The organism is Pararhizobium qamdonense (assembly GCF_029277445.1).
GTDB classification, from domain to species: Bacteria; Pseudomonadota; Alphaproteobacteria; order Rhizobiales; family Rhizobiaceae; genus Pararhizobium; species Pararhizobium qamdonense.
In genome coordinates this window covers 4,223,207-4,248,540 of the sequence record NZ_CP119566.1, presented here as the reverse complement: position 1 = coordinate 4,248,540, position 25,334 = coordinate 4,223,207, and the positions used below count along the sequence as shown (strand labels likewise).

Sequence of the window (25,334 nt, the reverse complement as noted above, 5' to 3'; positions counted from 1 at the left end):
CACTTTTTTAGGACCACCATGACTTTTGTTCCCGAGCCGATCACCCGCAGTCCCGAGGTTCTCACCGCCGTTCAACTGGCGACGGAGGAGAGCCGCGCCACGGCCACTCCGATGATGGAACAGTTCATCGAGATCAAGGCGAACAACCCGGATTCGCTGCTGTTCTACCGCATGGGCGATTTCTACGAGCTGTTCTTCCAGGACGCGGTCGAAGCCTCGCGGGCGCTTGGCATCACGCTGACCCGGCGCGGCCAGCATCTCGGCCAGGACATCCCGATGTGCGGCGTGCCGGTTCATGCCGCCGATGATTATCTGCAAAAGCTGATCGGTCTCGGCTTCCGTGTCGCCGTCTGCGAACAGGTCGAGGATCCGGCGGAAGCCAAGAAGCGCGGCGGAAAATCGGTCGTCAAACGCGATGTCGTGCGCCTCGTCACCCCCGGCACGATCACCGAAGACAAGCTGCTGTCGCCATCGGAATCGAACTATCTGATGGCGCTTGCCCGCATTCGCGGCGGCAATGAACCGGCCATCGCGCTGGCCTGGATCGATATTTCCACCGGCGTCTTCCGGCTGGCCGAAACCACCGAGACGCGGCTTCTGGCCGATATCCTGCGCATCGAGCCGCGCGAGCTGATCCTAGCCGACACGGTCTTTCACGATCCGGAAATGCGCCCGGTCATCGATATTCTCGGCCGCGTCGCGGTTCCGCAGCCGGCCGTCCTGTTCGACAGCGCCACGGCGGAAAACCGCGTCACCCGCTATTACGGCGTGAAAACGCTCGATGGCTTCGGCAGCTTCTCGCGCGCCGAACTGGCCGCCGCATCGGCTGCGATCTCCTATGTCGAAAAGACCCAGTTTGCCGAACGGCCGCCGCTCGGTGCGCCGGAACGCGAGAGTGCTGCCTCCACCCTGTTCATCGACCCGGCCACGCGCACCAATCTCGAACTGGTCAAAACCCAGTCCGGCGACCGCAACGGAACGCTGCTGAAGGCGCTGGATCGCACCGTGACCGGCGGCGGCGCCCGGTTGCTCGCCGAGCGTCTGATGTCGCCGCTGACCGATCCCGAACGGATCAACGCCCGGCTCGATTCCATCTCGGCGCTTGCCGATCAGCCGTCCTTCTGCAGCGACCTGCGTGCCGCGTTGAAACACGTGCCGGACATGCCGCGCGCTCTGTCGCGCCTGTCGCTCGGCCGTGGCGGTCCGCGCGATCTCGGCAGCATTTTGGCCGGCTGCCAGTCTTCAGTCGAGGTTGCCGGCCTGCTGGGCCGTGGCGATCGGTCGGCGGAATTGGATGCCGCGTGTCAAGCGGTCAAGGCGCTGCCGCAGGATATGGTCGCAGAACTGGCGGCCATTCTCGGCGACGAACTGCCTTTGCTGAAGCGCGACGGCGGCTTCCTGCGCGATGGCGCGAGCCCCGAACTCGACGAGATGCGGGCGTTGCGCGACCAGTCCCGCCGGGTGATCGCTGGCCTGCAGCTCGATTATGCCGAGGAAACCGGCATCAAATCGCTGAAGATCAAATATAACAATGTGCTCGGTTATTTCATCGAGGTGACGCAGGGCAATGCCGGGCCGATGACCGACAGCCCGGAAGCCAAGGCCCGCTATATCCATCGCCAGACGATGGCGAATGCGATGCGCTTCACCACGACGGAACTCTCGGACCTCGAAACCAAGATTGCCAATGCGGCCGACCGGGCGCTGACCATCGAGCTAGAAGCCTTTGACAGGCTGTCGGCCATGGTGGTTGCGCAAGCGGAAGCGATCAAGGCGGCAGCGCTTGCGCTGGCGGTGGTGGATGTGTCCGCCGGGCTCGCGACGCTGGCCGAGGAGCAGGCCTATTGCCGCCCGCTGGTCGATACCTCGAAAATGTTTGCCATCGACGGCGGCCGTCATCCGGTCGTCGAGCAGGCGCTGCGCCGTCAGTCCGGCGCCGCCTTCGTTGCCAATGCCTGCGATCTGTCGCCGCATGACGGCGAGGGAGATGGGGCGATCTGGCTGCTCACGGGTCCCAATATGGGTGGTAAATCGACCTTCCTGCGCCAGAACGCGCTGATTGCCATCATGGCGCAGATGGGCGCCTTCGTGCCCGCGACATCGGCCCATATCGGTATTGTCGATCGGCTGTTTTCCCGCGTCGGCGCGTCCGACGATCTTGCCCGGGGCCGCTCCACCTTCATGGTCGAAATGGTCGAAACGGCAGCGATCCTCAACCAGGCGACGGATCGCTCGCTCGTCATCCTCGACGAAATCGGCCGCGGTACCGCGACGTTCGACGGCCTGTCGATCGCCTGGGCGTCCGTCGAGCATCTGCACGAGGGCAACCGCTGCCGGGGCCTGTTCGCCACGCATTTCCATGAACTGACGGTTCTGTCCGAAAAGCTCGAGCGCCTGTCGAATGCGACGATGCGCGTCAAGGAATGGGATGGCGACGTGATTTTCCTGCACGAGGTCGGTCCTGGCGCTGCCGACCGTTCCTATGGCATCCAGGTTGCCCGCCTTGCGGGGCTGCCGGCCTCCGTCGTTGCCCGCGCCAAGGACGTGCTGGCAAAGCTGGAGGACGCCGACCGCAAGAACCCGGCCAGCCAACTGATCGACGACCTGCCCCTGTTCCAGGTGGCCATCCGCCGCGAGGAGCGCGTCAAGGCAGGTCCATCCAAGGTCGAAGAAGCTTTGAAAAGCCTCAATCCCGATGATATGACCCCACGGGAAGCCATGGATGCGCTTTATGCGCTGAAGAAACAACTTGGCAATTCTTGAGCTCTAGTCTCTTGTCGGCTCTCTGACAAAAGGTCTATAGCGCATGCACAAGCAGCGGCTCGCAGAGCCCGCCGGACAGGAAGACGGTCGGCCTTTGATGACCAAGCACGAAACGTCATTTCCCGATATCCTGAATGTCCCGGCACTCAGGGCCAAGTGCAGTTTCATCGCTTCGGCGCATGCGGAACATCGCGACATGATGCGCCAGGCGCTTCTGGCGGCGTTCAAGCAGGCCAATCTGGCCGGTCGCGAAAAGGCGCGCGAACTGTTGCTGGAAGACGGCAGCGGCTTGAAATGCGCCGAGCGGATTTCCTGGCTGCAGGACCAGCTGATTACAGTCCTCCACGATTTTGTCCTGAACGAGGTGTTCGACGCCGCCCACGCACAGCCCTCCACCCGCATCGCCGTCACCGCCGTCGGCGGCTATGGCCGTGGCACGCTGGCGCCGGGCTCCGATATCGATCTTCTCTTCCTGCTGCCGGTGAAGAAAGCCGTCTGGGCCGAGCCCGCCATCGAGTTCATGCTCTATATCCTGTGGGATCTCGGCTTCAAGGTCGGCCATGCCACGCGTACCATCGAGGAGTGCATCCGGCTGTCGCGCAGCGACATGACCATCCGCACGGCGATCCTCGAAACCCGCTATATCTGCGGCTCGAAGGAACTGACCGAGGAGCTGGAAATCCGCTTCGACAGCGAAATCGTCAAGAATACCGGCCCCGACTTCATCGCCGCCAAGCTCGCCGAGCGCGACGAGCGGCACCGCAAGGCGGGCGACACCCGCTACCTGGTCGAGCCGAACGTCAAGGAAGGCAAGGGCGGCCTGCGCGACATCCACACGCTGTTCTGGATCGCCAAATATTTCTACCGGGTGAAGGATTCCGCCGATCTCATCAAGCTCGGCGTTCTCTCGCGCCAGGAATACCAGCTCTTCCAAAAAGCCGACGATTTTCTCTGGGCGGTGCGCTGCCACATGCATTTTCTAACGGGAAAGGCGGAAGAGCGGCTGTCCTTCGATATCCAGCGCGAGATTGCCGAAAGCCTCGGCTATCACGATCACCCCGGCATGACCGCCGTCGAACGCTTCATGAAGCACTATTTCCTGGTGGCGAAGAATGTCGGCGATCTCACCCGCATTTTCTGCGCAGCGCTGGAAGACCAGCAGGCCAAGCAGCTTCCCGGCTTCACCGCAGCGCTCAGCCGCTTCACCCACCGCGTGCGCAAGATCGCCGGCACGCTGGAATTCGTCGATGACGGCGGCCGTATCGCGCTGGCCAGCCCCGATATCTTCAAGCGCGACCCGGTCAACCTGATCCGCATCTTCCATGTCGCCGATATCAACGGGCTGGAGTTTCATCCGGCGGCCTTGAAACAGGTGACGCGTTCGCTCGCCCTGATCACGCCCGCCGTGCGCGACAATGAGGAGGCGAACCGCCTGTTCATGTCGATGCTGACGTCGAAGCGCAATCCGGAACTCATCCTGCGCCGGATGAACGAGGCCGGCGTGCTCGGCCGCTTCATTCCCGAATTCGGCAAGATCGTCTCGCTGATGCAGTTCAACATGTATCATCACTATACGGTGGACGAGCATCTGCTCCGCGCCGTCGATGTGCTGTCGCGTATCGATCAGGGCCGCGACGAGGAACTGCATCCGCTTGCCGTCAAGCTGATGCCGGGTGTCGAGGACCGCACCGCCCTGTTCGTCGCCGTTCTCCTGCACGACGTCGCCAAGGGCCGCCCGGAGGATCATTCGACCGCCGGTGCCAAGGTCGCCCGCAAGCTCTGCCCGCGCTTCGGCATGACGCCTAAGCAGACCGAAACGGTGGCGTGGCTGATCGAAGAGCATCTGACCATGTCGATGGTGGCGCAGACGCGCGACCTCAACGACCGCAAGACGATCATCGATTTCACCGAAAAGGTACAGTCGCTCGACCGCCTGAAAATGCTTCTGATCCTGACGATCGCCGATATCCGTGCCGTCGGACCCGGTGTGTGGAACGGCTGGAAGGGCCAGCTGCTGCGCACGCTTTATTATGAGACCGAATTGCTGCTGTCGGGCGGCTTTTCTGATCTGCCGCGCAAGGAACGTGCGGCGCATGCCGCCGACGTGCTGTTCGATGCGCTGTCCGACTGGAGCCAGAAGGACCGCAAGACCTATACCAAGCTGCACTACCAGCCGTATCTTCTTTCCGTGCCGCTCGAAGACCAGCTGCGCCACGCCCGCTTCATTCGCGAGGCCGACAAGGCCGGCCGGGCTCTGGCGACGATGGTGCGGACGCACCAGTTCCATGCCATCACCGAGATCACGATCCTGTCGCCGGACCATCCGCGGCTGCTGGCTGTCATCGCCGGCGCCTGTGCTGCGGCCGGTGCCAATATCGTCGACGCGCAGATTTTTACAACGTCCGACGGCCGGGCTCTGGATACGATCCTGATCACCCGCGAATTTCCGGTCGATGACGACGAGATGCGCCGGGCAGCGAGCATCGGCAAGATGATCGAGGACGTGCTGTCGGGCAAGAAGCGCCTGCCGGAAGTGATCGCCAGCCGCACGAAACACCGCAAGCGCAACAAGGCCTTCACCGTGCCGCCGGCCGTCACCATCAGCAACAGCCTGTCCAACAAGTTCACCGTCATCGAGGTGGAATGCCTCGACCGCACCGGCCTGCTTTCGGAAATCACCGCCGTGCTCTCCGACCTGTCGCTCGACATCGCCTCCGCGCATATCACCACATTCGGCGAAAAAGTCATCGATACGTTCTATGTCACCGACCTCGTGGGCCAGAAGATCACCAATGAAGGCCGCCAGAGCAATATCATAGCGCGGCTCAAAGCCGTGATGTCGGACGAGGCGGACGAGATGCGCGACCGCATGCCATCCGGCATGATCGCGCCGCAACATACCCGCTCCGTCACCGGTGCGAAAAAAGCCAAGGCGGAATCATGAGCCTCGTCAAGAAATTCATGACCGTCGGTGGCGCCACGCTCGGCAGCCGCATTTTCGGGTTTGCCCGCGAAATGCTGATGGCGGCCGCACTTGGAACCGGTCCGATGGCCGATGTGTTCTATGCGGCGTTCCGGTTTCCCAACCTGTTTCGCCGCCTGTTTGCCGAAGGCGCTTTCAACGCAGCCTTCGTGCCGCTTTTTTCCAAGGAGATCGAGGCCAACGGTACGGATGGCGCCAAGCGTTTCTCCGAAGAAGTGTTCGGCGTGCTGTTCACGGTGCTGCTGCTGATCACCATCGCGATGGAACTGTCGATGCCACTTCTGGTGCGCTTCGTGATCGCGCCCGGCTTTGCCGATGACGCTGAGAAATCAGCGCTCACCGTGCGCATGGCCATGGTGATGTTCCCCTACCTTATGTGCATGTCGCTGACGGCGATGATGAGCGGCATGCTCAATTCTCTGCATCACTTCTTCGCTGCCGCCGTCGCCCCGATTTTTCTCAACGTGGTGATGATCGGCGCGCTCGCCTACGCGCTCTATACCGGCGCCGATCCGTTGACCACCGCCTGGTATCTGTCCTGGGGCGTGCTGGTTGCCGGCATCCTGCAGCTTGGTGTCGTCTATCTCGGCGTGCGTCATGCAGGCATGAGCATCGGCCTCAAATTTCCGCGTTTAACCCCCAACGTCAAACGCCTGCTGATACTCGCAGTCCCCGCCGCGATTACCGGCGGCATCACCCAGATCAACCAGCTGATCGGCCAGGCGATCGCCTCGGCCCAGGATGGCGCGATTGCGGCCTTGCAATATGCCGACCGGATCTATCAGCTCCCGCTTGGGGTCGTCGGCGTCGCTGTCGGCGTCGTCCTGCTGCCGGAATTGTCGCGCGCGCTGAAGGGCGGCCATTTGCGCGAGGCGGGAAGCCTGCAGAACCGGTCGATCGAGTTCGTGCTGTTCCTGACCATTCCGGCGGCCTTTGCGCTCTGGATCCTCTCCGACGAGATCATCCGGGTTCTGTTCGAACGTGGCGCTTTCCATGCCGGCAATACCGCCGTCGTCGGCTCGATCCTTGCCATTTACGGCATCGGCCTGCCGGCTTTCGTTCTGATCAAGGCGCTGCAGCCCGGTTTCTACGCGCGCGAGGATACGAAGACGCCGATGCGGTTTTCCGCCATTTCGGTCGCTGCCAACTGCGCCCTCGCCATCACGCTGTTTCCGCGTCTCGGCGCGCCGGGCATTGCTGTTGCCGAGGCCACGGCCGGGTGGATCAGCACTGTCCTGCTCTTCGTCACGCTTCTGCGCCGCGGTCATCTTGTCTGGGAATGGGCTCTGGTGCGCCGGGCCGCATTGCTGGTCGTTGCCGCCTCGATCATGGGCGGCGTGCTCTATTATCTGCGCGGCGTCTTTGCCGCGTCGCTCGCCTCAGGATCGCCGTTCTGGACGAAGCTGGGCGCGCTTGGCATTCTCATCGGCGTCTCGATCGTCGTCTATTTCACGGTCGCCTTCCTGATCGGCGGGGCGGATCTGTCGATGATCCGGCGCAATATCAAGCGCAAGGGTGCCGCAAGCGTCCCGCCGCCAGAAGATATCTAGACGTCAGGCCCGTTTTCCCGAGCGGCGCTTGGCGCTGAGGAAATGTCCCTTCGATCTGCCGCAATGGGTCCAGTGGCGGCGCGCGCCGGTATCGACATGAACAATGCCGTTGCAATAGCGGCCGATACCGCCAATGCCCGGTGCGGTCTTTGCCGCAGCAAGGATCTTGCTTTCCGGAACGCCGGGCACGCGGATATCGGCGGCCTGGCAAAACCGGTGCATCGAACCGGAACGGTGCGCCTGAGGCCGGTGGCCCGAGGTTACCAGCGGCCGGGTCCCGGTTTTTGCGGCAATATGCGCCAAAATGCCCTCAAGGCGCGGTGAAAAGCAGCCGGTTCTAACCGATACGGTCTGCACGGCATAGGCTGTCGTTCTCTGGTGGACGGGAAGCTTCACTTTGCGCGGACGGTCGTCCTGGGCTTCGGCGATGGCAAAACTGGAGATGGCGAGCAGGCACGCAAGTGCGAGCGAGAATAGGTTACGCATGACAATCCCTTTGGCATGGCCCCGTTTGATGTCCTGAGTGGATCGGGGCGCATGCAAATGTCGGTTCGCCGCGCCATTGCTGCGCGCAGTCACAGCCGGGTGAACTCGGCTGGGAACCTTGTTGTGGTGACGGATTGGCAAATTCATCCGAAATGAAGCAATTTTATGAAATTTTCTTCTGATAGCTCCAAAGAGCTATGCCGTATTTCCGCCTTACCTATTAATTTTCAGGGAATATTAGAGTAAAAAATTCCAATTTGGATCTTTGGATTCAATGTCTTGGCGGTTGCTTGCCTTCCGATCGGCAAGTTTAGCCACCGGGCTGGGCCGCATGCCTCTTGATCGCCGCTGCGCCTATGTGCATAAGCCCGCCAACAGCAACAGAGGCCGGGCCCTCCACAAGCCCGAATGAGGACACGATGTCAGACTTCAAGCCGCTCGTTTTTTCCGGCGTCCAGCCGACAGGCAATCTCCATCTCGGCAATTATCTCGGCGCGATCCGCAAGTTCGTGGCGCTGCAGGAAAACAATGACTGCATCTATTGCGTCGTCGATCTGCATGCGATCACCGCGCAATTGGTGCATGAGGACATGCCCGGCCAGATCCGCTCGATCGCCGCCGCCTTCATCGCGTCGGGGATCGACCCAACGAAGCATATCGTCTTCAACCAGTCCGCCGTGCCGCAGCATGCCGAGCTGGCCTGGATCTTCAATTGCGTCGCCCGCATCGGCTGGATGGAACGCATGACCCAGTTCAAGGACAAGTCCGGCGGCAAGAATGCCGAGCAGATGTCGCTTGGGCTGCTTGCCTATCCGAGCCTGATGGCTGCCGATATCCTCGTCTACCGCGCCACCCATGTGCCCGTCGGCGACGACCAGAAGCAGCATCTGGAACTGGCCCGTGATATCGCCCAGAAATTCAATATCGACTTCGGCGATCATATCCGCCGGACGGATTACGGCATCGATATCAAGGTCGGCGAAGAGCCGGTACATGCCTATTTCCCGATGGTCGAGCCGCTGATCGGCGGCCCGGCGCCGCGCGTCATGTCGCTGCGCGATGGCACCAAGAAAATGTCGAAATCGGATGCCTCCGATCTCTCGCGCATCAACCTGATGGACGATGCCGAGACGATCTCCAAGAAGATCCGCAAGGCAAAGACCGATCCGGATGCGCTACCCAGCGAAGCCGATGGCCTGAAGGGCCGCCCCGAAGCCGACAATCTCGTCGGCATCTACGCTGCCCTGTCGGACAAGACCAAAGCCGAGGTTCTCGCAGAGTTCGGCGGCCAGCAGTTCTCGGTCTTCAAGCCGGCGCTTATCGATCTCGCGGTCACCGTTCTCGCTCCGATCTCGGGCGAAATGCGCCGCCTGATGGACGACACCACCCATATTGACGGCATCCTGCGCGATGGCGGCGAGCGGGCGCGGGCGCGCGCGGAAGTGACGATGAAACAGGTCCGGGAGATCGTCGGCTTTCTGCAATAATTCGCCGCAAAAGAAACCTTGCAGCCAAAAATATCGGGTGTAAGAGTCGCGGCATGGTTTCAACACGACTCTCAAGACTGGAAGGTCACCGCCGCAAATTCATGGCGGTGATCGACGATACCCCGGAATGCGGACGCGCTGTCCACTATGCCGGCATGCGCGCGAAAAACTCCAATGGCGGCCTCGTGCTGCTCTACGTCATCGCTGATGCCGATTTCCAGCAATGGCTGGGTGTCGAGGGCATCATGCGGGCGGAGGCCCGTGCCGAGGCCGAGGCGACGCTGGCCAAGATCGCCCAGACGGTGCGCGAAACGATCGGCATCGAGCCGGAAATGGTGATCCGCGAAGGTGGCGCGACCGATCAGATCTACGGCCTGATCGAGGAAGACCGCGACATCGCCATCCTGGTTCTGGCCGCAGGTTCGGCCAAGGACGGTCCGGGACCGCTGGTCTCTTCAATTGCCGGCAAGACCGCCGCATTTCCAATTCCTGTCACGGTCATTCCTGATCTTTTGACAGACGAGGAAATCGACGCACTGAGCTGAACCGTGCCATCGAGTGCAGGATCAATGGAATTGATCCTGGAGTGGCGCAAACGCTGGTCCATGCATCTTGATGCGGCCGGTCAAAACGCCTATATTCTTTTGAATAATTCTAAACAGGCTGGTTGAACACGATCCCGGCCGACGCGGAGCAAAGACATGTTCATCCAGACCGAAGCCACGCCGAACCCCGCCACGTTGAAATTCCTGCCGGGCAAGGTGGTGATGGAAAATGGCACGGCGGAATTCCGCGACGAGGAAGAGGCCGCAGCCGGATCGGCGCTCGCCGCACGCCTGTTCATGATCCCTGGCGTCACCGGCGTCTATTTCGGCTATGATTTCATCACGGTCACCAAGGAAGCGCAGGAATGGCAGCACCTGAAACCCGCTATCCTCGGCTCGATCATGGAGCATTTCATGTCCGGCCAGCCGGTCATGGCGGTTCATACCCGCGCTGAAGAAAGCGACCAGGACGGCGAGTTCTTCGAGGAAGGCGACGAGACGATCGTTGCGACCATCAAGGAATTGCTGGAAACCCGCGTTCGTCCGGCTGTGGCCCAGGATGGCGGCGATATCACCTTCAAGGGTTTCCGCGATGGCACGGTCTTCCTCAACATGAAGGGCGCCTGCGCCGGCTGCCCGTCCTCGACGGCGACGCTGAAGCATGGCGTGCAGAACCTGCTGCATCATTTCATCCCTGAAGTGCAGGCGGTCGAAGCTGTCTAAGCGAGCGTTTTCAGTGCCGCGACTGACCTTAAAAGTTGAACGATCATGATCGTCCTGGCCATTGATACGGCCGGGACGGGCTGTTTTGCTGCTGTCTATGACGATAGCACCGACACGGTTCTGGCTTCTGCCGGTGCCGATATAGGCCGTGGCCATGCCGAACTGCTGATGGGCTTCATCGATAAGGCGCTGGCGGAAAGCGGCAAGGTGCTGGCGGATATCGGCCGCATCGCCGTCACTGTTGGTCCGGGGTCCTTTACCGGCATCCGTGTCGGCGTCGCTGCAGCGCGCGGGTTTGCGCTGGCGCTTGGAGTACCCGCCGCGGGCGTCACGACGCTTTCAGCCATTGCCGAAGCGGCCCGCGCGGCAAATCCCGGACGCGCCATCTTGGCGACGATCGACGCCAAGCGCGAGGAACTCTATTGCCAGAGTTTTGAAGCGGATGGCACGGCGCGCAGCGAACCGCTGATGCTGGAAATTCCAGAAGCACAAAGGTTGTTTGCCGATTTCGATGGCGTCATCTTTGGCACCGCCGCCAAGCATCTGACGGACCAGCCGCCGGAAAATATCGCACAAACGGACCTCACCGATATCCGCCTCGTCGCGCGCCTCGGTGCTGCAGCCGATCCGTCGAAGGGCAAGCCCAGCCCGCTCTATCTGCGCGGCCCGGACGTCAAGTCGCAGGCGGGTTTTGCGGTGGCGCGAGCCTAAGATGCCGCTCACCGACTTTTTCGCCCGCAAGCCTGAATTCGAAATCTTCGCCCTGGAAACGGCGGATCTGCCACAGGCCGCCGCCATCCACAAATCGCGCTTCACCCATGCCTGGAGCGATGGCGAGCTTCATTCGCTGCTGATCCAGAACACTGTTTTCGGCTTCATCGCCCGCCAGAACAACGCCTATACGCGGCCGTTCATTACCCAGCCGCTTGTTGGTGGTTTCGTCCTGTCGCGGGTTGCCGCCGGTGAGGCGGAAATCCTGACGATCGGCGTCGATCCCCGGTTTTCGCGGCTCGGTCTCGGCTGGCGGCTGATGCGGGCGGCATTGCGCGAAGCGCGCGATCAGGCGGCCGAGGCGGTTTTCCTTGAGGTTGACGAGACCAATGCCGCAGCCGTCGCTCTTTACCGCAAACTCGGCTTTGCCAAAGTCGGTGAAAGACGTGCCTATTATCAGGGAGTGAACGGCGTCAAAACCGGCGCCCTTGTCATGCGCCTCGATCTTGGTTAGAGCCGCTAGAACCGGCTGATGTGAAGCGGACCTTTTAAGAGAGACGTGCTTGCGCTGCAATCCCGACACACCCTGCAGAGATCCAGATAGCCGCTGCGCCTCGCTGCGGGCGGTGATGCGAGATGCCGGATTGGGAAACCCGTGATCAATTGGCTGCGCGTCGCGCTCTGCATGACAATTCTCGTTGTTGCGACCCTTGTCATGGCCCCGGTGCAGATCCTCTTTCTCTGGCTGGATGTGCCGCAGCGCCGCACGCTGCCGCGGCTGTGGCACCGCATGGCCTGCCGTCTCGTCGGCATCCGGGTGCGGGTGCATGGCACGCCGGACCCGCAGCGGCCGCTGATGCTGGTGTCGAACCATGCCAGCTGGAAGGATATCCTCGTTCTCGGCTCGATCGCCGATGTGGTGTTCGTCGCCAAGTCCGACGTCAAGGCCTGGCCGGTCTTCGGGGTGCTGGCGCGGCTGCAGGCAACCATCTTCATCGAGCGCGAGCAAAAGCGCACCACCGGCAATCAGGTCAACGAGATCGGCAAGCGCCTGGCCGATGGTGAAATCGTCGTGCTGTTTCCTGAAGGCACGACATCGGACGGCAACCGGCTTCTGGAGATCAAGACCTCGCTGTTTGGTGCCGCCGCCGCCGCCGTGCCGCTGTCGCCGACCGGCGCGGTCCACGTCCAGCCCGTCGCCATCGCCTATACCGGTATCCACGGCATGCCGATGGGCAGATATCACCGGCCGGTCGCTGCCTGGCCCGGCGACATTCCGCTCGGGCCGCATCTGCTCGGCATCCTGCATGAGGGCGCCGTCGATGTGGATGTCATCTATGGCGAACAGATCACCTATACGGCACAGAGCAACCGCAAGGTCGTCAGCCGCCAGGTGGAAAAAAGCATCCGCGAAATGCTGGCCCTGAAGCTGCGTGGCCGCTGAACGGTCAAGAGATCGAGTGCAGCCCCGCCGCATCGAATTCGAACGGTCTCTTGGGGCTTCAATTTTAGGCCCTGATGCTCTATGGAACCGGGCATGACACAGGAAATCGCCGTTTTATCCGCAAAGCCTGACATGGCTCTCGAAAGCCCGCCGGTCCGCAAGGTCTTCGTGAAGACCTACGGCTGTCAGATGAACGTCTATGATTCCGACCGGATGACGGATGCGCTGGCGAAAGACGGCTACGTCTCGACCGACGTCATGGAAGATGCCGATCTCGTCCTGTTGAATACCTGTCATATCCGCGAGAAAGCCGCCGAGAAAGTTTACTCGGCGCTCGGGCGGCTGCGGGACCTGAAGAAGAAAAAGGCCGGCGAAGGCCGCGAGATGATGATCGGCGTGGCCGGCTGCGTTGCGCAGGCCGAGGGCGACGAAATCCTGCGCCGCGCGCCTGCCGTCGATCTCGTCATCGGACCGCAGACCTATCACCGGCTTCCCGAAGCCTTGAAGCGCGTCCAGCGCGGCGAGCGGGTGCTGGAAACCGATTATGCCATCGAAGACAAGTTCGAGCACCTGCCGGCGCCCGACAAGGCAAAGACGAAGGCAAGGGGCGTCACCGCCTTTCTCACGGTCCAGGAAGGCTGCGACAAGTTCTGCACCTTCTGCGTCGTCCCGTATACGCGCGGCTCGGAAGTCTCCCGGCCGGTCGCGCAGATCGTTGCCGAAGCGCAGAAGCTGGTGGATGCCGGCGTGCGCGAAATCACCCTGCTCGGCCAGAACGTCAATGCCTGGCATGGCGCCGGCGCCGGCGGCGAGAAGTGGGGGCTCGGCGAGCTTCTGCACCGCTTGACGCGGATCGAGGGCCTCGCCCGTCTGCGCTATACGACCAGCCATCCGCGCGACATGGATGACAGCCTGATCGAGGCCCATCGCGATCTGAAGCAGCTGATGCCCTATCTGCATCTGCCGATCCAATCCGGCTCCAACCGTATCCTCAAGGCGATGAACCGGCGCCATACAACGGCGGAATACATCGCGCTGATCGCCCGCATCAAGGCGGCAAGACCCGATCTGGCGCTGTCGGGCGATTTTATCGTCGGGTTCCCCGGCGAGACCGACGAGGATTTCGAGGACACGCTGCGCCTCGTCGAAACCGTTGGTTATGCACAGGCATTTTCGTTCAAATATTCGACCCGCCCAGGCACTCCCGGCGCCGATCTCGGCGATCAGGTGCCGGAGGACGTCAAGGCCAAGCGATTGGAAAGATTGCAGGCTTTGTTGCTGAAACAGCAAAACGAATTTGCACAACAGTGTATCGGCAAGACTATCGACCTGCTTTTAGAGAAGCCCGGCCGGATGCCCGGACAGTTGATCGGACGTTCACCCTGGCTGCAATCGGTGAATGTTGATGCAAACGCATCGCAAATCGGTGACATTGTTTCTGTACGAATCACTGGTGCGGGGCCTAACAGTCTGTTTGCCGAAGTGGTAAGCTGAGGGACCGCTAACTCAAGGAGCCTGACCGCTTGAACGGACACGAATTGGTTTCATCCTCGCCGCGCCAGTCGAAAACATCCGCGACAGACGTCAATCACTTCGTGCTCACATTTGAGAACAACCGGTTCGCCAGCGAGCTGTTTGGCCAGTTTGACCAAAATCTCAAATTGATCGAACAGCGCCTGCATATCGATGCACGGCCGCGCGGAAATTCCGTTTCGATCTCGGGTGAGGTGGTCGCCACCAATCAGGCACGCCGGGCGCTCGATTATCTCTACGGCCGCCTGCAGAACGGCAGCACCGTCGAATCCTCCGATGTCGAAGGCGCCATCCGCATGGCGGTTGCCGCCGATGACCAGCTACAGTTGCCGACCATGGAAAAGAAAGCCAAGCTGAACCTCGCGCAGATTTCAACGCGCAAGAAGACCGTTGCGGCCCGCACGCCGACGCAGGATGCCTATATGCGCGCGCTGGAGCGGTCCGAACTGGTGTTCGGCGTCGGTCCCGCCGGTACCGGCAAGACCTATCTGGCGGTCGCGCACGCAGCACAACTCCTGGAACGCGGCGCCGTCGATCGCATCGTGCTGTCGCGTCCGGCCGTGGAAGCGGGTGAACGCCTCGGCTTCCTGCCGGGTGACATGAAGGACAAGGTCGATCCGTATCTGCGTCCGCTCTACGATGCGCTCTATGACATGATGCCGGGCGACAAGGTTGAACGGGCAATCACCGCCGGCGTCATCGAAATCGCTCCTCTCGCCTTCATGCGTGGGCGCACGCTTGCCAATGCCGCCGTCATCCTCGACGAGGCGCAGAACACCACGGCGATGCAGATGAAGATGTTCCTGACGCGTCTCGGCGAAAACGGCCGGATGATCGTCACGGGCGATCCAAGCCAGGTCGACCTGCCGCGCGGCGTCAAGTCCGGTTTGGTCGAAGCCCTGCAGATCCTGAAAGGTGTCGAAGGCGTTTCGGTCGTCCGCTTCAAGGACGTCGACGTCGTCCGCCATCCGATGGTTGCCCGGATCGTGCGCGCCTATGAGGCCACGACGGCCGTGCATGATGAAAGCGAGCAGAGCGACCGCTGAGGCGGACGCAGCAATTCATGACGAGCCTTGATATCCAGATCAGCGTCGAGGAAGGTTCATGGCCTTCCGAGACGGACCTTTTATCGCTGAGCGAGCGCGTGCTTGGCGCAAGCGCCGATGTTCTCAAGCGCGCGGAAAAGCAGCCTTTTCCAAAAATGCCGCCGGAAGTCTCGCTGGTTTTCACCGACGATGCGTCGATCAGAGAGATCAACGCGGAATGGCGCAGCCAGGACAAGCCGACAAACGTGCTGTCATTCCCGGCCTTTCCGGTGACCCCCGGCAAGATGCCGGGGCCGATGCTCGGCGATATCATCCTTGCTTATGAGACGCTGGTGCGCGAGGCTGACGATCTCGGTAAGCCGTTCGATGAGCATCTCACCCATCTTCTGGTGCATGGATTTCTGCATCTTTTCGGCTATGATCACCTCATTGAGAGTGATGCGGAAAGAATGGAGAGCCTTGAGACTCGCATTTTGGCCGGTCTTGGTTTATCTGATCCCTATGGGGATAGTGATCCCGTTTGATAGTTTGGAACAATGAGCGATTTTAGAGCGCAGCCGGCCCCGGTTGTAAGAGACGAGGCGGAAGCCTCCAGTCAGGATGAAGCGGGCAGTAGTAGCACCGCCCCGAAACCTGAGAACGGCAAGTCGGGCTCCTCCTTCTGGAGCCGTGCAGCCCGGATCTGGCGTGCGGGCAATGCCTCCAGCCTTCGTGAAGATCTTGCCGATGCGCTGATGACAGGTGGCGCCGATGGCGATACGGCCTTTTCGCCGGCCGAACGCGCCATGCTCAACAATATCCTGCGTTTCCGCGAAGTCCGCGTCGAGGACGTCATGGTTCCGCGTGCCGATATCGAGGCCGTGGATCTCAGCATCACCATTGCCGAACTGATGGTGATTTTCGAGGAATCCGGCCGCTCGCGCATGCCGGTCTATAGCGAAAGCCTCGATGATCCCCGCGGCATGGTCCATATCCGCGACCTGCTGTCCTATGTGACCAAGCAGGCCCGCAACAAGCGGCGCAATGGCAGCCGTTCGACCGCAACTGCGACGGCGATCACGGCGGAAAAGCCGGAGAAGCCGGTGCGCCAGCCCAAGCCCGGTTTCGATCTCGGCCGTATCGATCTGTCCAAGACGGTTGAAGAGGCCGGCATCATCCGGCAGGTCCTGTTCGTGCCGCCATCCATGCATGCCTCTGACCTGATGCAGCGCATGCAGGCCGCCCGTATTCAGATGGCCCTGGTGATCGACGAATATGGCGGGACCGATGGCCTCGCCTCGCTGGAAGATATCGTTGAAATGGTCGTCGGCGATATCGAAGACGAGCATGACGATGAAGAAGTGATGTTCGCCAAAACCTCGGATGACGTATTTGTCGCCGATGCCCGCGTCGAACTGGAAGAGATTGCCGCTGCGATCGGGCCGGATTTCGATGTGCGCGAGCAGCTTGAGGATGTCGATACGCTGGGTGGCCTGGTCTTTGCTGCGCTCGGCCGTATTCCCGCCCGTGGCGAGGTGGTTCAGGCCATTCCCGGCTTTGAATTCCAGGTGCTGGATGCCGATCCGCGCCGCGTGAAGCGCGTGCGGATCGTGCGCAAGCGCCCGCCGGCCCGCCGCCGTCCAGTAAAGGGCGAAGAGGATCTGCCATTCGAGGCAACGCCAATCGCCCAGCCGGAGACCTCGCTGCGCGAAACGGGATAGAGCCTCGTGCGATCAATGAGGCGCATTCTGTTGCCTCAAATCGGCCGCCCACTGCGTCGGATGGCTTGTCCGATGGGGCGGCATCGCCCTGCGCCATCCTTCTGGTGGATCGGCCGATTTGAGGCAACAGAATGCGCCTCATTGATCGCACGAGGCTCTAACCCCACGCCAGAACCGCCGAAACGGCGTTTCCGGGCACGACAAGCCGCCACTTTTTTGGAACACTGCCCCCGGTTGATTCGGGGTGAACGGTTGCTGCGCGATTCGATCGGCCGCGCGGATAACCCGTGTGGCGGCTTGCGCCGATTGGGGGATGTGAATGGAGTGGCTTGCGGGCAGGATCATGCTGTTGTCGGGCGCCCGCCGGGCGCTTGTCGCTTTTGTTGCCGGTCTGATCGCCGTTTTCGCTTTGCCTCCGTTTGGCGTTTTTGCCGCGCCGTTTCTCTCTTTTCCCATTCTCGTCTGGCTGATCGACGGCGCCTCGGGCAATCCCGACCACGGGTTCGTCCGGCGCAGTTTTCCGGCATTCTGGATCGGCTGGTGTTTCGGCTTCGGCTATTTTCTGGGCGGCCTCTGGTGGCTGGGTAATGCGCTTCTCGTCGAAGCCGATGAATTTGCCTGGGCCGTGCCGCTGGCGGTGATCGGGGTGCCGGCGTTTCTGGCCTTCTTCTATGCGTTCGCTACGGCCATTGCCCGCATCCTTTGGACTGACGGTATGGGCCGGATCGCAGCGCTCGCCTTTGCGTTCGGCGTGTTTGAATGGCTGCGCAGCTTCGTTTTGACCGGTTTTCCCTGGAATGCCATCGGTTATGCCGCCATGCCGATTCCGCTGATGATGCAGTCGGCGTCCGTGATCGGCCTTGCCGGCGTCAATATGCTGGCTGTCTTCGTCTTCGCAGCGCCGGCACTCATCGGCACGCGCAAAGGGCTGAGCCTTGGGTTGGGCCTTGCCGTAGTTCTGGTCGCCGCCCATTTCGGCTACGGCTATTACCGGCTGGAACAGCCACTGCCGCCACCGGCCGATCCCGCCCTGACGATCCGGCTTGTTCAGCCCTTGATCGATCAATCGCAGAAAATCGACGACGCCGAGCGCATGGCGATCTTTGAAGAGCATCTGGCGCTGACGCAGGCGCCATCCGCCGATGGCGGCAAGCGTCCGGATATCGTCGTCTGGCCGGAAACCGCCGTGCCGTTCATCCTGACCGAAAATCCGGATGCGCTGCTGCGAATTTCCGATGTGCTGCAGGATGGCCAGCTTTTGATTACCGGCGCAGTACGGGCCGAAGCCAGCGGTGCCGGCCAGCCGCCGCGCTATTACAATTCGATTTACGTCATCGACGATCGCGGCCAGATCGTCGGCGCGGCCGATAAGGTCCATCTGGTCCCCTTTGGTGAATATCTGCCGCTGGAAAGCCTTCTGTCGGCGGCGGGCCTCGACACGGTCGCCATGCCCGGCGGTTTTTCGGCTGCGGCAACGCGGACGCTGTTGACGTTGCCAGGTGGCCGGACGTTTTATCCACTGATCTGCTATGAGGCTATTTTTCCTCAGGAAATCGGCCGCGAGGCATCTCAGGCCGATGCCTTGCTCAATCTCACCAACGACGCATGGTTCGGCAATACGCCCGGCCCCTATCAGCATTTTCAACAGGCGCGGGTTCGCTCCGTGGAAACGGGTCTGCCGCTCATCCGCGATGCCAATACCGGGATATCCGCCGTCATCAATGGCAGGGGAGAGATCGTCACCGGGTTCCCCTTCGGAACCAAGGGCTTCGTGGACACACTTTTGCCGGGAAAGTTTGATTTGCTAATGAGCCACGAGCAGCAGGAAAGGAACGCAATCCTGATTGGGTGCCTCCTGCTCGGTTTAGCACTTATTTCCCGTGCAAGTTTTATTCTGCGAGAGAATTGACCAAAAACCCCTAAAATTGCATAGTGGCACTCACCATCGATCTTCACCTATGTTCGGGGGGTTTCCGCCCCGGCTACACATCGTGACGTGTAGTCTGCTCTCGGCAAGTGTCCAGGTTATGGGAGCAACTGAAACTTCGCTTATTAGGAAACCGTTATGATAGAGAACAAGAAGAAGCCGAACCCTATCGACATTCATGTCGGTAGCCGGATCCGCCTTCGCCGTACCATGCTGGGCATGAGCCAGGAGAAACTCGGAGAGAGCCTCGGGATCACCTTCCAGCAGATTCAAAAATATGAAAAAGGCACGAACCGTGTCGGCGCCAGCCGCCTTCAGAACATTTCAAGCATCTTGAATGTTCCGGTCTCTTTCTTTTTCGAAGATGCACCGGGCGATTCGTCAACCGGTCCGTCTGGCATGGCCGAAGCCTCAAGCTCCAACTACGTGGTCGATTTCCTGTCGTCCTCGGAAGGGCTTCAGCTGAACCGCGCCTTCGTCAAGATCGGCGATCCCAAGGTACGCCGCAAGCTGGTGGACCTCGTCAAGGCACTGGCAGCGGAAGCAGAAGCCGAATAATAGGCTGCTGCAATCCATAGATGAAAAAAAGCGGCCGGACAGTGCCGCTTTTTTTGTGCCCGGATTCCAGGGGCCACCTTGACCTCACGCTCTTCAAATTGCTGAAATGCGGCTTTTAAGCATCAAAAGCCCGGAAAACTGTTCCTCCATTACCCATATAAAGATATATTTATGTCCTTGTGTGCTTGTCATTTCCTGGCAAAATCACTAACACGGTTGAAGCAGTTTTTTCTTTGAGGGGACTTCCCGCATGCGCGCTAACTACCTGTTTACGAGTGAATCCGTGGCAGAAGGTCATCCGGACAAAGTCTGTGACCGGATTTCCGATGAAATTGTTGACCTTGTGTATCGTGAAGCCGCCAAGACCGGGGTTGACCCCTGGGGAGTTCGCATCGCCTGCGAGACGTTGGCAACCACCAACCGCGTGGTGATCGCCGGCGAAGTGCGGGTGCCGGACACGCTTTTGAAGAAGGACAAGGACGGCAACGTCCTGAAAGATGCCGCCGGACATCCGGTTATCAACCCGGCCAAGTTCAAGGCTGCCGCCCGCAAGGCCATCCGCGAAATTGGTTACGAGCAGGCAGGCTTCCACTGGAAGACCGCCAAGATCGACGTGCTGTTGCATCCGCAGTCGGCCGATATCGCCCAGGGCGTCGATAATGCCGCCGACAAGCAGGGCGACGAAGGCGCTGGCGACCAGGGCATCATGTTCGGTTACGCCTGCAAGGAAACCGCAGAATTGATGCCGGCGCCGATCTATTATTCGCACCGCATTCTCGATCTGCTTGCCACGGCCCGCAAGAAGGGCGGCGGCGACGCCGGCCGCCTGGGTCCTGACGCCAAGAGCCAGGTCACGGTCCGTTATATCGACGGCAAGCCGGCGGAAGTAACCTCGATCGTCCTGTCGACCCAGCATCTCGATGAAAGCTGGGATTCGGCCAAGGTTCGCAGCGTCGTCGAGCCCTATATCCGCGAAGCGCTGCATGACATCGCCATTGCCGATGACTGCAACTGGTACATCAACCCGACCGGCAAGTTCGTGATCGGCGGGCCGGATGGTGATGCGGGCCTGACCGGCCGCAAGATCATTGTCGATACCTATGGTGGCGCAGCCCCGCATGGCGGCGGCGCATTCTCCGGCAAGGACACGACCAAGGTCGACCGTTCCGCAGCCTATGCGGCGCGATACCTTGCCAAGAACGTCGTTGCCGCCGGTCTGGCAGACCGCTGCACGATCCAGATCGCCTATGCGATCGGCGTCGCACAGCCTTTGTCGATCTATGTCGATCTGCATGGCACCGGTAAAGTGACGGAAGACCAGGTCGAAGCTGCGATCCGCAAGACGATGGATTTGTCCCCGTCGGGCATCCGCCGTCATCTGGACCTCAACAAGCCGATCTATGCCAAGACCTCGGCCTATGGTCATTTCGGCCGCAAGGCCGGCCGCGACGGCTCCTTCTCCTGGGAAAAGCTTGATCTCGTCAAGCCGCTCAAGGATGCGTTGAAGGACGAAGCCCTGAAGGCCGCCTGATCCGGCTCTTTACGGACCTGCCGATAAAACTGTAAAGCGGATGTTTCCTGACGGAGACGTCCGCTTTTATCGTGAAAGACATTGCCATGACTGACCAGCATCGCAGCCGTTCGACCGAAGCTTTCTTCGGCCGCCGCAAGGGCAAGCCTTTGCGCGCGCTGCAGGCGACGCATCTCGAAACCGTGCTTCCCTTGCTGAGGCTTGATCTGGCATCGCCGGCACCGGACGACGTGAAGACGCTGTTTCGCAATCCGGTGGGCCGCGTGCGGCTGGAAATCGGCTTTGGCGGCGGCGAGCACCTGATCCACCGCGCGGCCGAAGACGCAGAGACCGGTTTTATCGGCGTCGAGCCCTTCGTCAATTCGATGGCAAAGCTGGTGGGATATATCGAGGAGCGCGGTGTCGAAAACATCCGCCTGCATGATGACGACGCGACGCAGGTTCTGGACTGGCTGCCGGAAAACGCGATCGACCAGATCGATCTTCTCTATCCCGATCCCTGGCCGAAGCGGAAGCACTGGAAACGCCGCTTCGTCTCCCCGGTCAATCTCGACCGGTTCGCGCGCGTGCTGAAACCCGGCGGCATCTTCTGCTTCGCCTCCGATATCGATAGCTATGTCAACTGGACGCTGTCGCATTGCCACGACCACCCGGCATTCGACTGGACGGCCGAAAATGCCAGTGACTGGCTGACGCCCTATGCCGGCTGGCCGAGCACGCGCTATGAGGCCAAGGCACGCCGGGAAGGCCGCAAGTCCGCCTATCTGACATTCCGGCGGCTCTAACACTCAACGGTCAAATGTCCGCATTTGCGGGATGAGCCGAAGGCTCGACTGCGATCGCGATTTTTCCACGAAGGCCGTTGTTGGGGGCCTCCAGCCGGGCATGGGCGAGGGGAATGTCGGCAAGCGGGTAGACGGCGCCCACATGGGGCCGCAACTGCCCGCGCTCTACCAGTGCGCTCAGTTCGTCCAGCTTGCCCCGGTTTTGCCGTGTGAAAACGAAGTGGTAACTCGCGTTCTTGCCCCAGGCCTGAACGACGTTCTGTGGCTCTGTAATGTCCACGATCGTGACAACGCGGCCGAGTTGTGCGAGCGCATCCGGGCTGCGCGCCAATGTGTTGCCACCAATGGTGTCGAACACGACATCGACGCCACGGCCCCCCGTTTCCCGCATGATAACATCGACATAATCTTCGTTCCTGTAGTCGATGACAACGTCCGCGCCCATGCTGCGTACGAACGCGAAGTTATCCTCGCGTGCGGTCGTGAACACGTTCGCACCGATGGCTTTGGCGAGCTGGATCGCCACATGGCCGACCCCTCCCGCACCGCCATGGATCAGGATGCTTTCCCCAACTCTGAGAGCTGCACGGACGACCAGGGCCTCCCACGCGGTACCGCCAACCAGGCTCAGGCTTGCCGCCTCGAGATGGCTGAGCGAACTGGGTTTTGTTCCGATAATGTTTTCGTTCGCAACGTGGTATTCGGCATAGCTTCCCGGCCCGTCGAATATTTGCGGCGTGTACCAGACTTCGTCTCCTGGAGAAAACATCGTCACGCCGGGGCCGACTGCTTCCACCACTCCGGATACGTCATGACCGGTAATGGCCGGCAATGGCACCAGGTCGCGATAGTCACCGCGCCGGACCTGGTAATCCAAGGGATTGATCGACGTCGCATGGACGCGCACCAGGACCTGTCCCGCATGCGGAACAGGCGTCGGCACGTCGCGAAGTTTGAACGCTTCCGGGCCGCCAAAAGAGTGAAGCATCATCGCTTTCATTGCAAATCCTCGTTTCGTTAAAAAGAAATATCGCGAATTACCGATATTCTATGGTAAAAATTACAGGTCTTTGCCGATGATCCCGGCCAAAGCGCTGATGGTTGTTTCGTTGCGTTTATAGTAGGTCCACTGGCCGATGCGCCTGGCTTCCACCAGGCCTGCTCGTTGCAGCGTCGCAAGATAATCGGACACCGTCGATTGCGACAGTCCGACGCCCTCTTGAATGCTGCTGACGCAGACCCCGACCGTCAGAACGTCACCTTCATCCTGTGGAGGGAAGTTCTTCACGGGATCCTTCAAACCCTGCACGATTTCAAGTCGTGTGCGGTTTGACAGGGCTTTGAATATTTCGAGCAAATCCATGCGCTGATAATATCGAGATTTACCGATATGTCAATACGGTCAGGGGCGGTCATGTTTCGGCTTCGGGAATGGGACGCCGGAAGGCGACGAAGGGCCCATCAATCCGCAGGAGAGGCGGCGTCTATGACGTCTAAGGCGAAATCGTCGAAGCGCCGCGATGAGGAGACAGCGGCTCAGTTCAATCCTGAACGTCGATCAAAACTAAGCCGCAATGTCACTTGCCTGTGATTTAATGCAGGCTCACGGTGCGCAGGTCGTCTTCTGCGGCCTTGAAGAAGGTGCTGGAACGGTTGTCGGTCAGAAGGATCGGCGTGCCGTCGGCACCGAACAGTGCCCATAGGTCGAGGTCGGGATCCATATTGGGCGCTTCCGGAAAGACGCGGGACACTTCGTCCGAGCGCATCTTGCGAATATAGCCAACTTCGCCGGCGCCCAGATGCGCCAGGTCATTTTTCGACAGATGCGAGCTGACGTGTTTCAATCCCATGAGTCGTACTCCGTGGCTTTGCCGATTCCATCGCCGATAAGACAATTGAAACCCGCAACACATTGATTTTACTGTACGAAGTTCGGGGCCATTGGGAGCGGCCGGGTCCTTGGTGCAGCCGGCAGAGGCTGCCGGTTATCCTACTCTGCGACCAAAATATTAATTTTCTTTACCATACGGACAGGTTCTGGACGAATGAGATCGACAGAGAGCAGGCCGTTCTTCAACTGCGCCTTGGAAACCTGCATTCCCTCGGCAAGTACGAACATCCGCTGGAACTGGCGCGCCGCAATGCCCCTGTGCAGATAGTCGCGTTCCCCCGTTTCAGTCTGGCGCCCGCGAATGATCAGCTGGTTTTCCTCGGTCGTGACGTCGAGATCGTCTTCTGAAAAACCGGCAACGGCCAGCGTGATTCGCAGGCTGTCCGGCTCGCCGGATGTGTCGTCCCGGCGCACGCGCTCGATATTATAGGGAGGGTAGCCGTCATTGCCCTTGGCAATGCGCTCAAGGGTCTTTTCCATCGCGTCGAAACCGAGCAGCAGCGGGCTCGTAAAGGGCGTGATCCGGGTCATATCTAGTCCTTGCAGCTCAAGCGACTGTTTTGACGGACCTGCGAGGCAGCATCCGAGAGGCTTCAATATGGTAGCTGTGCGTAGCGAGTGCAAGGCGCTTGCACTGGACCAAGAGGCAAATCATAGTCCCGCTCGCTGATTTGGAGGAGACCCGCATGCCCGCGCCGAGAAAGATTATCATCGATACCGATCCGGGGCAGGACGATGCCGCCGCCATCATGCTGGCGCTCGGCAGCCCTGGCGAACTGGACGTGCTCGGGATCACCGCAGTTGCCGGCAATGTGCCGGTGGCGTTGACCTCCCGCAATATCCGGGTGATCTGCGAATTGTGCAACCGCCGCGACGTTAAGGTCTATGCCGGAGCCGACAGGCCGCTGGTACGCCAGTTGGTGACAGCCGAACATGTGCATGGCAAGACCGGCTTGGACGGCCCGGTGGTCGAGGAGCCGACCATGCCGATGCAAACACAGCACGCGGTCGATTTCATCATCGAGACCCTGCTTTCGGAAGAGGTTGGCACCGTCACGCTCTGTACCTTAGGTGCGCTCACCAATATCGCGCTGGCGCTCAACAAGGCGCCGCAGATTGCACCGCGCGTGCGCGAAATCGTCATGATGGGGGGCGGCTTCTTCGAGGGCGGCAACATTACGCCGGCAGCCGAATTCAATATCTACGTCGATCCGGACGCCGCCGACATCGTTTTCAAGTCGGGCATTCCGATCGTGATGATGCCGCTGGATGTCACGCACCGGGTTTTAACCCACAAGGCCCGCGTCGAAAAGATCAAGGCGATCGGCTCGCCGGCAGCGGTTGCGATGGCCGAGATGCTGGAATTCTTCGAGCGCTTCGATATCGAGAAATACGGTTCCGATGGCGGCCCGCTGCATGATCCGACCGTGATCGCCTATGTCCTGCGTCCCGACCTGTTCAAGGGCCGCGATTGCAACGTTGAGATCGAGACCAGGTCCGAACTCACCGTGGGCATGACCGTCGTCGATTGGTGGCAGGTGACTGGCCGCAAGCACAATGCCAAGGTCATGCGCGAGGTCGATGACCAGGGTTTCTTCGACCTTCTGACCGAGCGCATCGCCCGGCTGTAACCTCTTCAAACGAACCGGCCGCCACGTTTCAAAGTGGCGG

Annotated in this window: 23 protein-coding genes; 18 read left to right on the top strand and 5 right to left on the bottom strand. The window is 60.6% G+C overall.

Annotation, left to right across the window (positions count from 1 at the left end; genetic code table 11):
* Positions 1 to 18: 18 nt before the first annotated feature.
* The 3 genes from mutS to murJ all read left to right on the top strand — a co-directional run bounded on the left by mutS (position 19) and on the right by murJ (position 7,296).
* The gene (gene mutS / locus PYR65_RS20730) at positions 19 to 2,763 is read left to right on the top strand and encodes a DNA mismatch repair protein MutS (protein ID WP_276119339.1); all 2,745 of its coding nucleotides are present in this window, start codon (positions 19 to 21) and stop codon (positions 2,761 to 2,763) included.
* A gap of 97 nt (positions 2,764 to 2,860) precedes the next feature.
* Complete coding sequence (locus PYR65_RS20725; protein ID WP_276119338.1) at positions 2,861 to 5,707, top strand: [protein-PII] uridylyltransferase; 2,847 nt, start codon at positions 2,861 to 2,863, stop codon at positions 5,705 to 5,707.
* A complete protein-coding gene (murJ, locus tag PYR65_RS20720; protein WP_276119337.1) occupies positions 5,704 to 7,296 on the top strand; it encodes a murein biosynthesis integral membrane protein MurJ in 1,593 nt (530 codons plus the stop codon). Before PYR65_RS20725 ends, murJ begins: the two co-directional genes overlap by 4 nt.
* A 3-nt stretch (positions 7,297 to 7,299) precedes the next feature.
* Here the strand turns inward: murJ and PYR65_RS20715 are convergent, their stop codons facing one another.
* A complete protein-coding gene (locus PYR65_RS20715) occupies positions 7,300 to 7,782 on the bottom strand; it encodes a YcbK family protein (RefSeq protein WP_060638112.1) in 483 nt (160 codons plus the stop codon).
* A 419-nt stretch (positions 7,783 to 8,201) separates the two neighbouring features.
* Between PYR65_RS20715 and trpS the strand changes: the two genes are divergently transcribed.
* The 14 genes from trpS (at position 8,202) to trmB (ending at position 21,772) form a co-directional block, all read left to right on the top strand.
* On the top strand, positions 8,202 to 9,269 hold the full coding sequence (trpS, locus tag PYR65_RS20710) for a tryptophan--tRNA ligase (protein ID WP_060638113.1): 1,068 nt from the start codon (positions 8,202 to 8,204) through the stop codon (positions 9,267 to 9,269).
* A 53-nt stretch (positions 9,270 to 9,322) separates the two neighbouring features.
* Complete coding sequence (locus tag PYR65_RS20705) at positions 9,323 to 9,814, top strand: universal stress protein (protein ID WP_060638114.1); 492 nt, start codon at positions 9,323 to 9,325, stop codon at positions 9,812 to 9,814.
* 156 nt (positions 9,815 to 9,970) lie between these two features.
* Complete coding sequence (locus tag PYR65_RS20700) at positions 9,971 to 10,537, top strand: NifU family protein (RefSeq protein ID WP_276119336.1); 567 nt, start codon at positions 9,971 to 9,973, stop codon at positions 10,535 to 10,537.
* A 45-nt stretch (positions 10,538 to 10,582) separates the two neighbouring features.
* Positions 10,583 to 11,248: a tRNA (adenosine(37)-N6)-threonylcarbamoyltransferase complex dimerization subunit type 1 TsaB gene (gene tsaB, locus PYR65_RS20695; RefSeq protein ID WP_276119335.1), complete on the top strand. Its 666-nt coding sequence runs from the start codon at positions 10,583 to 10,585 to the stop codon at positions 11,246 to 11,248.
* Between the two features lies 1 nt (position 11,249).
* On the top strand, positions 11,250 to 11,762 hold the full coding sequence (locus PYR65_RS20690) for a GNAT family N-acetyltransferase (RefSeq protein ID WP_276119334.1): 513 nt from the start codon (positions 11,250 to 11,252) through the stop codon (positions 11,760 to 11,762).
* A gap of 141 nt (positions 11,763 to 11,903) precedes the next feature.
* Positions 11,904 to 12,692, top strand: a complete 789-nt coding sequence (locus PYR65_RS20685; protein WP_276119333.1) for a lysophospholipid acyltransferase family protein — start codon at positions 11,904 to 11,906, stop codon at positions 12,690 to 12,692.
* A 93-nt stretch (positions 12,693 to 12,785) separates the two neighbouring features.
* Complete coding sequence (miaB, locus tag PYR65_RS20680; protein ID WP_060638184.1) at positions 12,786 to 14,186, top strand: tRNA (N6-isopentenyl adenosine(37)-C2)-methylthiotransferase MiaB; 1,401 nt, start codon at positions 12,786 to 12,788, stop codon at positions 14,184 to 14,186.
* A gap of 29 nt (positions 14,187 to 14,215) precedes the next feature.
* Positions 14,216 to 15,271, top strand: a complete 1,056-nt coding sequence (locus PYR65_RS20675) for a PhoH family protein (protein WP_060638119.1) — start codon at positions 14,216 to 14,218, stop codon at positions 15,269 to 15,271.
* A 17-nt stretch (positions 15,272 to 15,288) separates the two neighbouring features.
* Positions 15,289 to 15,795 carry an rRNA maturation RNase YbeY gene (gene ybeY / locus PYR65_RS20670; RefSeq protein WP_276119332.1) on the top strand — a complete coding sequence of 169 codons (507 nt, stop codon included), beginning with the start codon at positions 15,289 to 15,291 and terminating at the stop codon, positions 15,793 to 15,795.
* 12 nt (positions 15,796 to 15,807) lie between these two features.
* Positions 15,808 to 16,971 (top strand): transporter associated domain-containing protein, encoded by a 1,164-nt coding sequence (locus PYR65_RS20665; protein WP_276119331.1) that lies wholly within the window; start codon positions 15,808 to 15,810, stop codon positions 16,969 to 16,971.
* 319 nt (positions 16,972 to 17,290) lie between these two features.
* A complete protein-coding gene (gene lnt / locus PYR65_RS20660) occupies positions 17,291 to 18,880 on the top strand; it encodes an apolipoprotein N-acyltransferase (protein WP_276119330.1) in 1,590 nt (529 codons plus the stop codon).
* 156 nt (positions 18,881 to 19,036) lie between these two features.
* Positions 19,037 to 19,456 (top strand): helix-turn-helix domain-containing protein, encoded by a 420-nt coding sequence (locus PYR65_RS20655; protein ID WP_060638122.1) that lies wholly within the window; start codon positions 19,037 to 19,039, stop codon positions 19,454 to 19,456.
* 250 nt (positions 19,457 to 19,706) lie between these two features.
* Positions 19,707 to 20,987 (top strand): methionine adenosyltransferase, encoded by a 1,281-nt coding sequence (gene metK, locus PYR65_RS20650; RefSeq protein ID WP_060638123.1) that lies wholly within the window; start codon positions 19,707 to 19,709, stop codon positions 20,985 to 20,987.
* Positions 20,988 to 21,073: 86 nt separating this feature from the next.
* Positions 21,074 to 21,772, top strand: a complete 699-nt coding sequence (gene trmB / locus PYR65_RS20645; RefSeq protein ID WP_276119329.1) for a tRNA (guanosine(46)-N7)-methyltransferase TrmB — start codon at positions 21,074 to 21,076, stop codon at positions 21,770 to 21,772.
* A gap of 10 nt (positions 21,773 to 21,782) precedes the next feature.
* Here the strand turns inward: trmB and PYR65_RS20640 are convergent, their stop codons facing one another.
* The 4 genes from PYR65_RS20640 to PYR65_RS20625 all read right to left on the bottom strand — a co-directional run bounded on the left by PYR65_RS20640 (position 21,783) and on the right by PYR65_RS20625 (position 24,194).
* Positions 21,783 to 22,772 (bottom strand): zinc-dependent alcohol dehydrogenase family protein, encoded by a 990-nt coding sequence (locus tag PYR65_RS20640; RefSeq protein ID WP_276119328.1) that lies wholly within the window; start codon positions 22,770 to 22,772, stop codon positions 21,783 to 21,785.
* A 60-nt stretch (positions 22,773 to 22,832) separates the two neighbouring features.
* Positions 22,833 to 23,135, bottom strand: a complete 303-nt coding sequence (locus tag PYR65_RS20635; protein WP_276119327.1) for an ArsR/SmtB family transcription factor — start codon at positions 23,133 to 23,135, stop codon at positions 22,833 to 22,835.
* A gap of 229 nt (positions 23,136 to 23,364) precedes the next feature.
* On the bottom strand, positions 23,365 to 23,622 hold the full coding sequence (locus PYR65_RS20630; protein WP_037104558.1) for a BQ00720 family protein: 258 nt from the start codon (positions 23,620 to 23,622) through the stop codon (positions 23,365 to 23,367).
* A gap of 140 nt (positions 23,623 to 23,762) precedes the next feature.
* Positions 23,763 to 24,194 (bottom strand): Hsp20 family protein, encoded by a 432-nt coding sequence (locus tag PYR65_RS20625; protein ID WP_276119326.1) that lies wholly within the window; start codon positions 24,192 to 24,194, stop codon positions 23,763 to 23,765.
* Between the two features lie 155 nt (positions 24,195 to 24,349).
* Between PYR65_RS20625 and PYR65_RS20620 the strand changes: the two genes are divergently transcribed.
* Positions 24,350 to 25,294 (top strand): nucleoside hydrolase, encoded by a 945-nt coding sequence (locus PYR65_RS20620; protein ID WP_276119325.1) that lies wholly within the window; start codon positions 24,350 to 24,352, stop codon positions 25,292 to 25,294.
* Positions 25,295 to 25,334: the final 40 nt, after the last annotated feature.

Excerpts from the sequence above, each read along its gene's own strand:
- metK (WP_060638123.1), top strand. The coding sequence starts at position 19,707 with ATGCGCGCTAACTACCTGTTTACGAGTGAATCCGTGGCAGAAGGTCAT.
- PYR65_RS20725 (WP_276119338.1), top strand. The coding sequence starts at position 2,861 with ATGACCAAGCACGAAACGTCATTTCCCGATATCCTGAATGTCCCGGCA.
- trmB (WP_276119329.1), top strand. The coding sequence starts at position 21,074 with ATGACTGACCAGCATCGCAGCCGTTCGACCGAAGCTTTCTTCGGCCGC.
- PYR65_RS20715 (WP_060638112.1), bottom strand. The coding sequence starts at position 7,782 with ATGCGTAACCTATTCTCGCTCGCACTTGCGTGCCTGCTCGCCATCTCC.
- trpS (WP_060638113.1), top strand. The coding sequence starts at position 8,202 with ATGTCAGACTTCAAGCCGCTCGTTTTTTCCGGCGTCCAGCCGACAGGC.
- PYR65_RS20635 (WP_276119327.1), bottom strand. The coding sequence starts at position 23,135 with ATGGATTTGCTCGAAATATTCAAAGCCCTGTCAAACCGCACACGACTT.
- PYR65_RS20630 (WP_037104558.1), bottom strand. The coding sequence starts at position 23,622 with ATGGGATTGAAACACGTCAGCTCGCATCTGTCGAAAAATGACCTGGCG.
- murJ (WP_276119337.1), top strand. The coding sequence starts at position 5,704 with ATGAGCCTCGTCAAGAAATTCATGACCGTCGGTGGCGCCACGCTCGGC.
- PYR65_RS20625 (WP_276119326.1), bottom strand. The coding sequence starts at position 24,194 with ATGACCCGGATCACGCCCTTTACGAGCCCGCTGCTGCTCGGTTTCGAC.
- PYR65_RS20705 (WP_060638114.1), top strand. The coding sequence starts at position 9,323 with ATGGTTTCAACACGACTCTCAAGACTGGAAGGTCACCGCCGCAAATTC.
- PYR65_RS20700 (WP_276119336.1), top strand. The coding sequence starts at position 9,971 with ATGTTCATCCAGACCGAAGCCACGCCGAACCCCGCCACGTTGAAATTC.
- PYR65_RS20640 (WP_276119328.1), bottom strand. The coding sequence starts at position 22,772 with ATGAAAGCGATGATGCTTCACTCTTTTGGCGGCCCGGAAGCGTTCAAA.
- mutS (WP_276119339.1), top strand. The coding sequence starts at position 19 with ATGACTTTTGTTCCCGAGCCGATCACCCGCAGTCCCGAGGTTCTCACC.
- PYR65_RS20655 (WP_060638122.1), top strand. The coding sequence starts at position 19,037 with ATGATAGAGAACAAGAAGAAGCCGAACCCTATCGACATTCATGTCGGT.
- PYR65_RS20665 (WP_276119331.1), top strand. The coding sequence starts at position 15,808 with ATGAGCGATTTTAGAGCGCAGCCGGCCCCGGTTGTAAGAGACGAGGCG.
- miaB (WP_060638184.1), top strand. The coding sequence starts at position 12,786 with ATGACACAGGAAATCGCCGTTTTATCCGCAAAGCCTGACATGGCTCTC.
- lnt (WP_276119330.1), top strand. The coding sequence starts at position 17,291 with ATGGAGTGGCTTGCGGGCAGGATCATGCTGTTGTCGGGCGCCCGCCGG.
- ybeY (WP_276119332.1), top strand. The coding sequence starts at position 15,289 with ATGACGAGCCTTGATATCCAGATCAGCGTCGAGGAAGGTTCATGGCCT.
- PYR65_RS20620 (WP_276119325.1), top strand. The coding sequence starts at position 24,350 with ATGCCCGCGCCGAGAAAGATTATCATCGATACCGATCCGGGGCAGGAC.
- PYR65_RS20690 (WP_276119334.1), top strand. The coding sequence starts at position 11,250 with ATGCCGCTCACCGACTTTTTCGCCCGCAAGCCTGAATTCGAAATCTTC.
- tsaB (WP_276119335.1), top strand. The coding sequence starts at position 10,583 with ATGATCGTCCTGGCCATTGATACGGCCGGGACGGGCTGTTTTGCTGCT.